Genomic DNA, 12,667 nt, shown 5'->3' with positions numbered 1-12,667 from the left:
CCGCCGGTGGACGGGAGCCCCGTGAGTGGGTGCCCCCGTCGGCGGGCGCCCTGGGGAGCCCGCCGACGGCGACGCGTCAGCGCAGGTAGTCGACCAGGCCGGCCGGCTTGAGCCCGGCCGCGTCAGCGGCGGCGAGGGCTCGCTGGAGGTCGGCGGCGAGGGTGTCGGTCCAGTGCATCAGGACGACGTCGCCCGGCTGCAACAGGCCCGGGTGCCAGATGTTGGACGCGCCCCAGCTGAAGTCCGCGTCGGCGGTGAGCACGGTGCGGATGCCGCAGTTGGCGGCGGCCTGGAGGGTGTCGGCGTTCCAGGCGAAGTACGGCGGGCGGAAGGCCACCGGCGTGGTGCCGAACTGGCTGGTCATGGCGTCGCGGGCGTCGCAGATCTCGATCTGCTGCTGCTCCAGTGGCAGTTTGCTGAGGTCGGAGTGGGAGACGCTGTGGTCCTGGATGGAGGAGCCGGGCACGGCCGTGACGCGCCGGAAGAAGTCGGGGTCGGTGCCGGCCGGCATCGGCAGCGGGAAGGCGGTGATCGGCAGCCGGTGGTCGGCGATGAACTTCTCCGCCTCGGGGGTGCGCTGCCAGCCGTCGTCGACAGTGAAGAAGACGACCTTGTCGCTGGTGGGCACAGATCCGGCGGCCACGGCCGGGGCGGGCGCGGGGCCGTCCACCCGGACGTCGTCGACCGAGAACGGGCCCTGCTGGTACCAGCCGTGGACGTAGAGCCGGACGCTGTGCGCGTTCGGGCCGGTGGTGAACCGGGTGGTGAGCTGCTGCCAGCCGCCGCCGGTGGTCTCGGTCCAGGCCGGGGCGACGTCCCGGCCGGTGCCGGTGGCGCCCAGGTAGACGAAGGCGCCGCGGACCCAGGCCGAGGCGGTGTAGGTGGTGTTGGGCTGGACGGCCACGGTCTGCGCGCACTCGCCGGTGGAGTCGGCGGTGGCCGGCGTGACGGTGAGCGCGGAGGCGCCGGAGTGCGCGGCGGTGGCGGTGACGGCGGCCTCGGCCGGGCCGCCGGTGCACTTCCAGCCGGGGACGGCGCCCCAGTCGGAGAGGTCGGGGGCGGGCAGTTCGAAGCCGGGGTTGGTGGCCAGGTTGACGGTCGGGCCGCTCGGGGTGCTCGGACCGCTCGGGGCGCCGGCCGGGGCGGGCCCGGGGGTGGCGGAGGCCGCCGGGGCGGCGAAGGCGGCGAGCAGCGCGACGGAGGCGGCCAGCGCGGACAGGCGCGTGGACGGGCGCGTGAACTGGCGCGCGGACAGGCGCGTGGACATCGACACGAGAGGACTCCTGCAGGTGGGGGACACGCCCGTGGGGAGGGCGTGGCGGAATCGGAACCCTGGAACCGGGGCCTTGGGTCGGGCCCCTGGAACCGGGCTCGCGGGACCTGGGTGCTCCCGGAGGGGCGGGAGCGGATGGTGCGCCGCACTCGGACCGAGGAGAAACAATGGACTGGACCAATCGGCCCGTCAAGGGAACGGCCGGTGAACCGAAGCCCACCGCGCCTGCCACAAAAGGGACAAGACGACCCGTCAGGGGACGTACAACTCCGCGATGTCATCGGCGTAGTACTCGACGATCGCCGCCCGGCGCAGCTTCAGGGAGGGTGTCAGCAGCCCCTGGTCCTGGCTGAACTCGCGGGGCAGCAGCCGGAACGCGCGGATCGACTCGGCCCGCGACACCGCCGTGTTCGCCGCCGCCACCGCGCGCTGGACCTCGGTGTGCAGCTGCTCGTCCGCGAGCACCGCCCACGGGTCCAGCTGCTCCAGCCCGTGCGTCTTCAACCAGTGCGCCAGCGCCGCCGGGTCGAGCGTGATCAGCGCGGCCACGTACGGGCGGTCGTCGCCCACCACCAGGCACTGGGAGACCAGCGGATGCGCGGCCACCCGCTCCTCCAGCGCCGACGGGGCCAGGTTCTTGCCGCTGCTGGTGACGATCAGGTCCTTCTTGCGGCCGGTGATGGTCAGGTAGCCGTCCTCGTCCAGCCGGCCCAGGTCGCCCGTCCCGAACCAGCCGTCGATCAGGGACTCCGCCGTGCACTGCGGGTGGTTGAGGTAGCCGCCGAAGACCGAGCCGCCGCGCACCCAGACCTCGCCGTCGTCGGCGAGGGCCACCGACGAGCCCGGCAGCGGGTGCCCGACCGTGCCCAGCTTCTGCCGCCCGATCGGGTTGGCGGTGATCGCGGCGGACGTCTCGGTCAGCCCGTAGCCCTCGTACAGGTGCAGGCCGGCGCCGGTGAAGAAGAGGCCGAGTTCGCGGCGCAGCGCGGAGCCGCCGCACATCACGCTGCGCACCCGGCCGCCGAGTACGGCCCGCAGCCGCTGGTAGACGGTCCGCTCGTAGGCGAGGTGCCGCAGCCGCAGCTTGGGGCTGGGCCCGGGTCCGCGCCCGAACGCCTTCTGCTCCCGGGCGGCGGCCCAGTCGACGGCCACCTGCCGGGCCTGTTCGAAGAGTTCGCCGCGCCCGGCGTCCTCGGAGGCCCGCCGGGCCTGCTGGAAGACCTTCTCGAAGACGTACGGGACGACGTGCAGGAAGGTCGGCCGGAAGGACTCCATCGCGGGCAGCAGGGCGTCGGTGGAGACCTCGGGGACGTGTCCGATCCGGAAGCCGCCGCGGAACGCCGCGACCTGCACGGCCCGCCCGTAGACGTGTGCCAGCGGCAGGAACAGCAGGGTGGACGGCTGTCCGCCGCCGGTGTCGTGGAAGGCCTCCCGCCAGCCGCCGAGCAGTGCGTCGGCCTCGGCGGCCAGGTTGGCGTGGGTGATCAGGCAGCCCTTGGGGCGGCCGGTGGTGCCCGAGGTGTAGACGACGGTGGCGACGTTCCCGGCCGTGACGCCGAGCCGCTGGCGGTGGACGAGCGAGTCGGGCACGTCACGGCCGTCCTCGGTGATCGCGGCGACGCAGTCGCGATCCAGCTGCCAGATGCCGGTGAGGTCGGGCAGCGCGTCGCAGACCGCGCCGACCGTCATCGCGGCGTCCTCGTCCTCGACCAGGCAGGCCACCGCCTGGGTCTCGGCGAGGATCCAGCGCACCTGCTCGGCCGCCGCGGTGGGGTAGACCGGGACGGTGATCGCGCCGATCGACCAGAGCGCGTAGTCGAACAGCGTCCACTCGTAGCGGGTGCGGGACATCAGGGCGACCCGGTCGCCGTAGCGCACGCCCCGGGTGAGCAGGCCCTTGGCGAGGGCGAGCACCTCGTCGCGGAACTCCCGTGCGGTGACGCCCCGCCACTCGTCCCGGTGCCCGTCCCGGTGCTCGGCGCGGTGCTCGGCGGGGCCGGCGGGGCCGGCGGAGTCAGCGGGGCCCGGCGGGCCGACGCGGCGGGCCAGCTGCACCAGGTCCGGTGTGCGTTCGGCGGTGTCGTACAGCGAGTCGGCGAGTCCTCCGGTGGCCTCGGGCCCGGCCACGGCGGGGGTGGTGAACTCGCGCACATTCCCCCCGTTGGCGTCTCGCGGCGGCACTGCCCGCGCCGGAACCGGTGTCGGCGCCGGAGGCCGTGGCGGCGGTGCCGGGCCGCGCAGGTGGAGCGAAACTATCGGATCGACCTGTCACTGCCCAGGGTTGTGACCGTGACGCGACGAGATCGGCACCGGTCCCTGCGGAAGGTGTCGCCGCCGGGGAGGAACCGCGTGCGTTCGGTGATCGGGCAAACCGGGCGGCGGCGGATGATCCGGACGCGAGCCCGCAGTGACCGGGACCCGATCCTGACGTGTGCGGGGCAAGCCGGGGAAGTGGACTGGTTCGACCCTCGAACGAGTGGTCAGGGCGTAGTAGGCTCTCGCAGACCTGCGACCGGGGGCCTCCCGGCCAGGCCCGATCCGACGACGCACCATCCACGCCGACCAGCCCCGAAGCCGATCTCCGAAGCCCGCACCCGAAGCCCTTACCCAAGCCTTTTCCGGCCGAGCCCCGCGGCTCCTCCGAACCGCTCCCCGTCCGCGCCTGGCACTTCCCGACCGAGGACTCCATGCGTCTGCGCAGCAGCTCGATCCGCGCGAAGATCATCGCGCTGCTCCTGGTGCCCATCGTCGCGCTCACCGCGCTGTGGGTGTACGCGACCTTCGCCACCACCGGAGACGTCTGGGGCCAGCTGGAGATCAGCCGTACGTACGAGGAGTTCGGGACCCCGGTCGACCAGTACGCCGACGATCTGCAGAACGAGCGCCGCGCGGCCGTCCAGCGACTGGCCGTCCCGAACTCGCAGGTCGCCACGGACGCCTACGAACACGCCAAGGCCGCCACCGATCGTAGCCTCGACGTCCTGCGGCAGAAGAAGGACCACGCGGGCGGCAAGCTCTCCAGCTCCCAGCGCGGCCGCTTCCTGCAGATCATCGCCGCCGCCGACCAGATCGGACCGCTGCGCGCGCAGGTCGGCCGCTCCGCGCTTAACTGGGAGTTCGCGCTGGGGCAGTACAGCGACCTGGTCAAGCCGGTGTTCGGCTTCCGGTCCGCCTACGTCGCCCGGCAGACCGGCCAACTCCCGCGCCAGGGAACCATCCTGATCGAGCTGGTGCGCGCCCGCGAGTACCTGGCGCAGGAGGACGCGGCGATGGAGGGCCTGCGCGGCGGCGCCGCCAAGCCCACCGCCGAGCAGTACCAGATCGCCCTGGACGCCCTGCACAACCAGCAGGCCCTGTTCACCGTCTACATCGCCGAACTCGAACCCGCCGACCAGTCCGACTACATCGCCCTGCGCGGTGGCGAGGCCTGGGCCGCGCTGGCCCGCGCCGAAGCGGACTTCGTCGGCGCCGGCGGCCCCGAGCGGGTCGCCCAGGCGATCAACGGCGACTCCTGGCGGGAGACCGCCGACCGGGCGCTCGGCGACCTCACCTCGATCAACACCCGGATCGCCAACGGGATCGGCGAGCGCGAACGGTCCGCCGCGATCGGGATGCTCTGGCGGGGCGGCATCGCCGGCGCGATCGGCCTGGTCGCGGTCGTCCTGTCGGTGCTGATCTCCTTCCGGATCGGGCGAGGCCTCGCCCGCGAACTGATCGGGCTGCGCAACGCGGCCAACGAACTGGCCGGCGCCCGGCTGCCCTCCGTCATGCTGCGGCTGCGCCGGGGCGAGGCGGTGGACGTCGCGGCCGAGGCGCCCGAACTAAGCTTCGGGGCAGCCGAGATAGGCCAGGTCGGCCAGGCCTTCAACGCCGTCCAGCGGGCCGCCGTCGAGGCGGCCGTCGAACAGGCCGAACTGCGGCGCGGCGTCTCGGCGGTGTTCGTCAACCTGGCCCGGCGCAGTCAGGTGCTGCTGCACCGCCAGCTCACCCTGCTCGATACCATGGAGCGCCGCACCGAGAACCCGACCGAGTTGGCCGACCTCTTCAAGGTCGACCACCTCACCACGCGCATGCGGCGGCACGCCGAGGGCCTGATCATCCTCGCCGGCGGCTCGCCCGGGCGCGCCTGGCGCAAGCCGGTCCGGATGGTGGACGTGGTCCGTGCGGCGGTCGGCGAGGTCGAGGACTACGCCCGGGTGATCGTCCGGCCGTTCCCCGGCACCGGCCTGCTCGGCAGCGCCGTCGCGGACGTCACCCACCTGATCGCCGAACTCGTCGAGAACGCCGCGGTGTTCTCCCCGCCGACCACCCAAGTCACCGTCCAGGGCGAGGTGGTGGCACACGGATTCGCGCTGGAGATCGACGACCGCGGGCTCGGGCTGAGCGATCAACTCCTCGCCGACATCAACGAACGCCTCGCCGTGGAGCAGGAGTTCGACCTCGCCGACACCGACCGACTGGGCCTGTTCGTGGTCAGCCGGCTGGCCCGGCGGCACGGCATCCGGGTCCACCTGCGCCCGTCCCCGTACGGCGGGACGACGGCGGTCGTGCTGATCCCGCGCGAACTGCTCGCCGAGGCGCCGGAGGGCCTGCCCGAGCCGCCGCCCACCGGTCGGCGCTCCGCCCCGGTCCGGCGCGGACAGCGCGACCTGGTCGCCGTGCCCGCGCTCGGTGGCGGTGGCGGTACGGCGGAGGGCTCGGCTCGGGCCGCTGCCGCTGCCGCTGCCGGGGCCGGGGCCGGGGCCGGTTCCGTTGCGGGGGAGGACGAGCGACACCGGGGCAGCGGCGGTCCCCGGCCGTCCACGTCCGAGCCGGCCCGGACGCCGGGCGGGCTGCCACGACGGGCCTCGCGGACCAAGGGCGGGCCGGTGCTGGTGCCCGCGCCGCCCAGGGACACCGAGGACGGTGCGGGGACGGGGCGCCACCGTCGGGACGAGCCGACCACGGCCGCTCCCGTCCTCGACGGGCCCGCGGACCCGCCGTTGGTCGCAGGCCTGCGGACCGAGGGCGGGCTGCCCCGGCGGGTCCGGCAGGCGAACCTCGCGCCGCAGCTCAAGGAACAGCTGAAGGAGCGCCTCCGGGACCGGACCGACCACGGGCCCGAGGACGAGGCCGCGCTCGCCGCCCGCCGGGCCCGGGAGGCCCAGGAGGCCGAGCGGGCGCGTGAGCGCTCGCCCGAGGAGGCGCGGGCCACCTTCGCCTCGTTCCAGCGCGGCTTCACCCGGGGGCGCGGCGCCGCCACGTCCGGGTCGGCCCCGGCGAGTGCCCGACCCGCCGCCGTACCCGTCTGGCAGCCGCCGGACTCCACCCGGCGGGCGATCAGTCCGGCACCCGCCCCGGCGGCGCTGTCCGCGCCGTCGGACGGTGCCCGGGCGCCGCTCGCCCGTCGGGTGCCGTCCGGCCCGCCCGTCCGGCGGAACCCGGCGCCCGCACCCACGGCACGACCCGTGCCACCTGCATCAAGGGCAACACCTGAACCATGGGCAATACCTGCACCATCGGCAGCACCTGTACCAACAGCACCACCTGCACCACCCGCTCCATCGGAAGGAACTGATTCATGACCACTTCGACGCAGCCGTCCGGGGACCTCAACTGGCTCCTGGACGACCTGGTGGGGCGCGTCGCGGCCCTGCGGCACGCCGTGATCCTCTCCAGCGACGGCCTGGCCACCGGCGCCTCCCGCGACCTCGACCGCGAGGACGCCGAGCACCTGGCGGCCGTCGCGGCCGGATTCCACAGCCTGGCCAAGGGCGCCGGCGGGCACTTCAAGGTCGGCGGGGTCCGCCAGACGATGGTGGAACTGGACGAGGCGTTCCTGTTCATCACGGCGGCCGGTGACGGCAGCTGCCTGGCCGTGCTGAGCGAGGCCGAGGCCGACATCGGCCAGATCGCCTACGAGATGGCGCTGCTGGTCAAGCGGGTCGGCGAGCACCTGGCCGCCGAGCCGCGCACCGAAGCCGCGCCGCCGGGGAGATGAGCGGTCCGATGGCGGATCCGAAGGCTGAGGCGGCGGGGCGGCCCGGGCCGGGCGGCTCGGCCGGGACGGCCGGGACGGGAGGGGAGGTGGCGGAGCAGATGGGCCAGGACGGGGCCGAGTCCGACCTGCTCCACCCGCGTGCCCCTGCCGACGACCGCTGGTTCGACGACGAGGCCGGCCCGGTCGTGCGGCTCTACTCGATGACCCGCGGCCGCACCCGGCCGGTCGAGGACGGCCTGTTCGACCTGATCTCGCTGATCACCGCCGCCGAGCCCGGGCCGAACGCGGGGGCCGTGCCGGCGCACGTCCTCGACCCGGAGCACCAGACCCTCCTGGCCTGGTGCCGCCGCGAGCCGCTGTCCGTCGCCGAACTCGGCTCCTACACCGACCTGCCGGTCAGCGTCGTCCGGGTGCTGCTCGGCGACCTCTACGACGCCGAGCTGATCAGCGTCACCCGACCCGTTCCGCTCGCCGAGCTGCCGGACGAGCGCCTGCTGCGAGACGTGATCAATGGACTCCGTGCGCTCTGACCACGACGGCCGCGCCGCCGCCGGCGGTACCTCTGGTGGCGGCACTCCCGGCACTCCCGGCACCCCCGTCGGCCACGGCTCCGGCGGTCGCGCCAACGACCCGCGCTGGCGCGGCGGCCCGGCCGTCGCGGTGAAGATCCTCGTCGCGGGCGGCTTCGGCGCGGGCAAGACCACGCTGGTCGGCTCGGTGAGCGAGATCCGGCCGCTGCGCACCGAGGAGGAGCTCAGCGAGCTGGGCCGCCCGGTGGACGACACCTCGGGCGTGGAGGCGAAACGCACCACCACCGTGGCGATGGACTTCGGTCGGATCGACCTGCGGCCCGGACTCGCGCTGTACCTGTTCGGCACGCCCGGGCAGGACCGGTTCTGGTTCGTCTGGGACGAGTTGGCCCGCGGCGCGCTCGGCGCACTGGTGCTCGCGGACACCCGGCGGCTGGCCGACTGCTTCCCCTCGGTCGACTTCTTCGAGCAGCGCGGCATCCCGTTCGTGGTCGCGGTGAACTGCTTCGACGGCACCGAGCGGTTCTCCCCGGACGAGGTCCGCGACGCGCTCGACCTCGACCCGGACATTCCCGTGCTGCTGTGTGACGCACGCCTGCGGGAGGACGGGAAGGAACTCCTGGTCGCGCTCGTCGAGCACGCCGCCGCCCGTCGCCACCCCGCCCCGGCCCGGACCTGACGCCGCCGTACCCCGGGCCCGGCGCCGCCGCGACCCGGTCTGACGACACCGTGCCCCCGGTTCGGCACTGCACCCGCACAGAGGCTTCACAGAGCCTCCGAGCCACCCGACGTCTCATTCGGTTGTCCGCATCCCGGACGTTCGGTGTGCCGAAGGTTGCCTAGACCGGCCCGGCGTGGAAGGCTCTGGGCACGAAAGCCGCCCGGCCATGCCGTCGGGAGGGCCGGAAACGTTCCGTTCACGAAGGCGCGCATCGACGACGACGCGCCATTGTGCAGAGCAAGGGGGAGGGCAGCAGGATGACCGTCGGCCAGCGACGCGCCACGACCGATCCCGCCCCCGTCACGCCGGTGCTCACCGTCCGCCGCTACATCGACCAGGCGCTGATCTGCAGCGCCTGTTGTCGGTGACCGGCCGGCCCCTTCCCGGTACGTCCCCGACGATCCCGGCCCACCCGGCCGCCGTCTGACGCACCGCCAATCCCGTCGACCAGGCCGTAGCGGACCCGCCCCATCCGGCGTGCCCGCGACCGCCGATCCGGACCCGCCTCGCGGAGAGACCACCAGTGAACATCGCCTGCACCAGCCCCGCCCCCGGCATCGCCGGCCGTCCCCGTTCGACCGGGGCGGCCTCCGCGCTGTGCGACGGTGGACCGGCCAGGTGGTGGAACGGGCGCGCGAACCGCGCCGGGGACAGCCACCAGGGCCGCCTCGACCTTGAGCCGTTCTGGCCGTCCCGGCAGCCGCACCTGTTCGATCAGACGTGTCCGGGCTCGCCCAGCGCGTCCCGGCCCTCCGCAGGCTGATTCCGGATCAGCCCGGCAGTACGCCCGGTCGACGCGCAGACGACTCCACCCCGTCCGTCACGCGCGAAATGAGCGGCACACCATGTCTTCTTCATCCACGGCCACCCTGCCCCTGCCTTCCGCGACCCCGCACCTGCGCGCGGTCCGCTCCGTCCCCGGCGTCGTCCCGGCCGGGTCCGGCCTCTCCGGCGCGCCGGGTTCCTCCGCCTCCCCGCTGTCGCACGGCTCGCCGGCCGCCGAGCGATGGCCCGGGGGAGCGGTCCGGTCCTCCCACGTGGCCCCGTCCCGTCCGGCGGGCGCGGGCGCCGCACCCCAGCCGGGCGCGGTCCTCCCGGCCGCGCCGGCTGCCCTGCTCGCCGCGCTGCCCGAGGGCGCGACCGTCGTCGCGGCCCTGCCGCAGGGCGCGCTGCCGCAGGGTCTGCTCGCCCAGTACGGCACGCAGTTCGGCGCCGGTACCGGGAACCCGATGGTCGGGTACCTGGTGCTCGTGCCGGCTGACAGTCCGGTGGCGGCGGTGCCCGGCGCGTCCCTCGGCGGGCCCTCGGCTGCGCAGCACGCCGGTGCGCACGCCGGTGCGCCCGTCAGTGTGCCCGCACAGGCCGGTGTCCGTCCGGTCCGTCAGGCCGGGCGCGGCATCGCCGTCGACGCCGAGCGGCGCAACGCCTACGTCGACGGGCGGCTGCTCGACCTCACCTACCTGGAGTTCGAGCTGCTCGCCCACCTCACCGAGCACCCGCAGCGGGTGCACACCCGGGACCACCTGGTCTCGGCGGTCTGGGGTTACGGCCACGTCGGCGACGGCCGCACGGTCGACGTGCACGTCGCCCGGCTGCGCCGCAAGCTCGGACCGGGCTACCGCGACACGATCGTGACGGTCCGTCGGGTCGGCTACAAGTATACCCCGGCCGGCTGATCGGCCACTGAACCTCCTGCCGCGGCGGGTTGCCCGTGACCTCGTGGAACGGGCAGCCCGCTGAGGCATTGTGACGTGACGTCAGGCGCGCTGGTCGGGCGGCAGCAGCAGGACGGCGAGCGCGTCGGCGCAGGTGCGGGCGTGGCCCAGGAACCAGTCCAGGCGGTCGTCGGTCAGGTGCGCCGGGGTCGAGCGGACGGCCAGCGCGAACCGGGCCTGCCCGGTGCCGTCCAGGACGGGCACGGCCACCGTCCGCACCCCGGCGGCCGACTCGCCGTCGTTGAGCGCGTACCCGGAGCTCCGGACCTTCGCCAACTCCTCGTCGAGCAGCGCCGGTTCGGTGATCGTCCGGTCGGTGAACGACGGCAGCGGGCCGAGCGCCGACACCGCCGGCTCGCCCGGGCGCGGCCAGGCCAGCAGCACCTTGCCGAGCGCCGTGGAGTGCAGCGGCCGGCGCAGCCCGAGGCCGGTGTCCGGGCGGACGGAGGCCCCCACCAGGATGACCGCGTGCGGACCGCTGCGGATCGCGAGGTCCGCGGTCGCACCGGTGCGTCGGGACAGCCTGTCCAACTCGGGTGCGGCCAGGTGCAGTCCGCGCTGGTGGAAGGTGAGTTGGCCGAGTTCGGCGACCGCCGGGCCGAGCCGGTAGCGCGCGGTCTGCTCGTCCTGCTCCAGGAAGCCGGCGCTGACCAGCGTCCGGGCCAGCCGGTGCGCGGTGGAGACCGAGAGGTCCATCCGGCGGGCCAGGTCGGAGGCGCTCAGGTCGGGGCCGTTGTCGTGGAAGCAGTGCAGCAGCCCCAGCGCACGCTGGACGGCCTGCGCACCGGCCGGCGGGCCCTGGACGGCGGTGGCGGCCTCGGCCATGGCACCTCGCGTTTCGGTTCGGGAATCCGGCTGGATCACCGGGAGGAGTCTCAGCGTAGGGCAGCGAGTGCTGCGGGATTGTGTCGACGACGTTGCAATGGAATGGCGTTGATGAACAAGTGATCCCACCATGTGGCAAAACCTTGCCTCCGGCTCGATCGTCGTGGAACGCTCCTCACATCGCGCCGGACGCCCGCCGCCCGGCGCACCACCCGCAACCCCGACCCGCAGGAAGGAGCGACGCCGTGACGATCCACCGGTGCCCCGCCTCCTGCGCGTGTTGTCGCTGACGCTTCCCTCGCGCCGCACCGTCCGGCGTTCCCCGCCTCGCGCGACTCACGGCCTCGCCCGACACGCCCGTCTCGCCCGACCCGCCCGCCTCGCCATCTCGTACAACTCCCCTACGCCGTGGGCCTCGTGACCCGCGCGGCGTGCCCAGACCCGTAGCCTTCCGGCGCCCGCCGAACCCGCCCCCTCCGCAGAGGACCACACCCCGTGCCCAGCCTTTCCCCCAGGCTTTCCCCCAGTGCCCCCGACACCCTCTGGTTCACCCGCTGCCCGGTGCCCACCGCCACCGGGATCGCCGCCGACCAGGGTTGGCTCGCCCGCGAGTTCGCAGCCGACGGGATCGCCGTCCGCTCGCTCCAGGACGCCCCGCCGGAGGTGGCCGCAGACCACCACTACACCCACGCGCTCACCGGACTGTTCCGCGAGGGCGGCAACGTCCCGGCGCTGTGGGCCCGTTCGCGCGGCGAGCGGACCCGGCTGGTCGGCCTCACCTGGATCGAGGAGCGCCAGGTGGTCCTGGTCCGGGCCGGCAGCGGCATCACCGGCCCCGGCGACCTGCGCGGGTTGCGGCTGGCGGTCCCACATCATGACATCGGCATCGACTTCTGGCGGGCGATGGCCCTGGCCGGCTTCCGTGGCGCCCTCGGCCTCGCCGGGCTCACGCTGGACGACGCCGAGCTGGTCGACGTCCCGGGCCTGCCCGGCGGCGGGCAGTGGGCCGGCGAGCTGGCCGCGCTGCGGGACGGTGCGGTGGACGCCGTGTACGTGAAGGGGGCGCTCGCCGTCGAGGCGGCCCGCCGGGTCGGGTCGGAGGTGGCCGTGGAGCTGGACGCGGTGCCGGACCGCCGGGCCCGGGTCAACAACGGGACGCCCCGGCCGGTCACCGTCCACCAGCAACTGCTGGACGAGCAGCCGGAGCTGGTCGCCCGCTTCCTCGCCGTTCTGCTGGAGGCCGCCGACTGGGCGGCCGAGCACCCGGCGGAGGTGGTGCGGATCCTGCGGGCCGAGACCGGCGCGGGCGCCGAGGGCGTGGCCGGGGCGTACGCGCCGGGCAGCCACCGCACCCTGCACCTGGACCTCTCGGCGGAGCGCCTGGAGCTGCTTGCGCAGCAGGAACGTTTCCTCGGGGAACGGGGATTCCTCGCCTCCCCGGTCGACATCCCCGGCTGGGCCGACCCGGAACCACTGCGCGCCGCCCACGAGCTGCTGCGCGAACGGCGCCGCGCCGCGGTGGGCGGCTGAGCGCCGTCGGCCGCCGGCTGACAGATCACAACTAACAGATTTCAGCAGACAGATTTCAGATAACAGATTTCGAAAGTTGTCACTTGTCAGCTG

At 74.2% G+C, this 12,667-nt stretch carries 9 protein-coding genes; 6 read left to right on the top strand and 3 right to left on the bottom strand.

From position 1 onward, the window contains the following. Window positions 1-76: 76 nt before the first annotated feature. Both ACIO9K_RS01035 and ACIO9K_RS01030 read right to left on the bottom strand, forming a co-directional pair. Entirely contained in the window at window positions 77-1,267 is a 1,191-nt protein-coding gene (locus ACIO9K_RS01035) for a polysaccharide deacetylase family protein (RefSeq protein ID WP_400326615.1), read from the bottom strand. Between the two features lie 258 nt (window positions 1,268-1,525). Then, the gene (locus ACIO9K_RS01030) at window positions 1,526-3,424 is read right to left on the bottom strand and encodes an AMP-dependent synthetase/ligase (protein WP_400325791.1); all 1,899 of its coding nucleotides are present in this window, start codon (window positions 3,422-3,424) and stop codon (window positions 1,526-1,528) included. A 536-nt stretch (window positions 3,425-3,960) separates the two neighbouring features. On the opposite strand from ACIO9K_RS01030, the gene ACIO9K_RS01025 reads away from it, so the two are divergent. The 5 genes from ACIO9K_RS01025 to ACIO9K_RS01005 all read left to right on the top strand — a co-directional run bounded on the left by ACIO9K_RS01025 (window position 3,961) and on the right by ACIO9K_RS01005 (window position 10,180). Next, window positions 3,961-6,837, top strand: a complete 2,877-nt coding sequence (locus ACIO9K_RS01025; RefSeq protein WP_400325788.1) for a nitrate- and nitrite sensing domain-containing protein — start codon at window positions 3,961-3,963, stop codon at window positions 6,835-6,837. Then, window positions 6,834-7,253, top strand: coding sequence for a roadblock/LC7 domain-containing protein (locus ACIO9K_RS01020; RefSeq protein WP_063349983.1), 420 nt, complete (start codon window positions 6,834-6,836; stop codon window positions 7,251-7,253). The genes ACIO9K_RS01025 and ACIO9K_RS01020 overlap by 4 nt, the downstream gene beginning before the upstream one ends. An 8-nt stretch (window positions 7,254-7,261) precedes the next feature. Beyond that, window positions 7,262-7,783 (top strand): DUF742 domain-containing protein, encoded by a 522-nt coding sequence (locus ACIO9K_RS01015; protein ID WP_363616705.1) that lies wholly within the window; start codon window positions 7,262-7,264, stop codon window positions 7,781-7,783. 130 nt (window positions 7,784-7,913) lie between these two features. Further along, on the top strand, window positions 7,914-8,462 hold the full coding sequence (locus ACIO9K_RS01010; protein ID WP_400326612.1) for a GTP-binding protein: 549 nt from the start codon (window positions 7,914-7,916) through the stop codon (window positions 8,460-8,462). Window positions 8,463-9,349: 887 nt separating this feature from the next. Then, on the top strand, window positions 9,350-10,180 hold the full coding sequence (locus tag ACIO9K_RS01005; RefSeq protein ID WP_400325783.1) for a winged helix-turn-helix domain-containing protein: 831 nt from the start codon (window positions 9,350-9,352) through the stop codon (window positions 10,178-10,180). A gap of 81 nt (window positions 10,181-10,261) precedes the next feature. Here the strand turns inward: ACIO9K_RS01005 and ACIO9K_RS01000 are convergent, their stop codons facing one another. Further along, the gene (locus tag ACIO9K_RS01000) at window positions 10,262-11,044 is read right to left on the bottom strand and encodes an IclR family transcriptional regulator (protein ID WP_363579304.1); all 783 of its coding nucleotides are present in this window, start codon (window positions 11,042-11,044) and stop codon (window positions 10,262-10,264) included. 495 nt (window positions 11,045-11,539) lie between these two features. Between ACIO9K_RS01000 and ACIO9K_RS00995 the strand changes: the two genes are divergently transcribed. Then, window positions 11,540-12,574 (top strand): ABC transporter substrate-binding protein, encoded by a 1,035-nt coding sequence (locus tag ACIO9K_RS00995; RefSeq protein WP_400325779.1) that lies wholly within the window; start codon window positions 11,540-11,542, stop codon window positions 12,572-12,574. The last annotated feature ends 93 nt before the right edge of the window (window positions 12,575-12,667 follow it).

This window comes from Kitasatospora sp. NPDC087271, from assembly GCF_044744605.1.
Classification (GTDB): domain Bacteria; phylum Actinomycetota; class Actinomycetes; order Streptomycetales; family Streptomycetaceae; genus Kitasatospora.
Note: the sequence above shows the minus strand (reverse complement) of the source record. Positions and strands in the feature narration are given on the sequence as shown.

Coding starts and splice junctions, on each gene's coding strand:
- ACIO9K_RS01025 (WP_400325788.1), top strand. CDS start 3,961: ATGCGTCTGCGCAGCAGCTCGATCCGCGCGAAGATCATCGCGCTGCTC.
- ACIO9K_RS01000 (WP_363579304.1), bottom strand. CDS start 11,044: ATGGCCGAGGCCGCCACCGCCGTCCAGGGCCCGCCGGCCGGTGCGCAG.
- ACIO9K_RS01020 (WP_063349983.1), top strand. CDS start 6,834: ATGACCACTTCGACGCAGCCGTCCGGGGACCTCAACTGGCTCCTGGAC.
- ACIO9K_RS01015 (WP_363616705.1), top strand. CDS start 7,262: ATGGCGGATCCGAAGGCTGAGGCGGCGGGGCGGCCCGGGCCGGGCGGC.
- ACIO9K_RS01005 (WP_400325783.1), top strand. CDS start 9,350: ATGTCTTCTTCATCCACGGCCACCCTGCCCCTGCCTTCCGCGACCCCG.
- ACIO9K_RS01035 (WP_400326615.1), bottom strand. CDS start 1,267: ATGTCCACGCGCCTGTCCGCGCGCCAGTTCACGCGCCCGTCCACGCGC.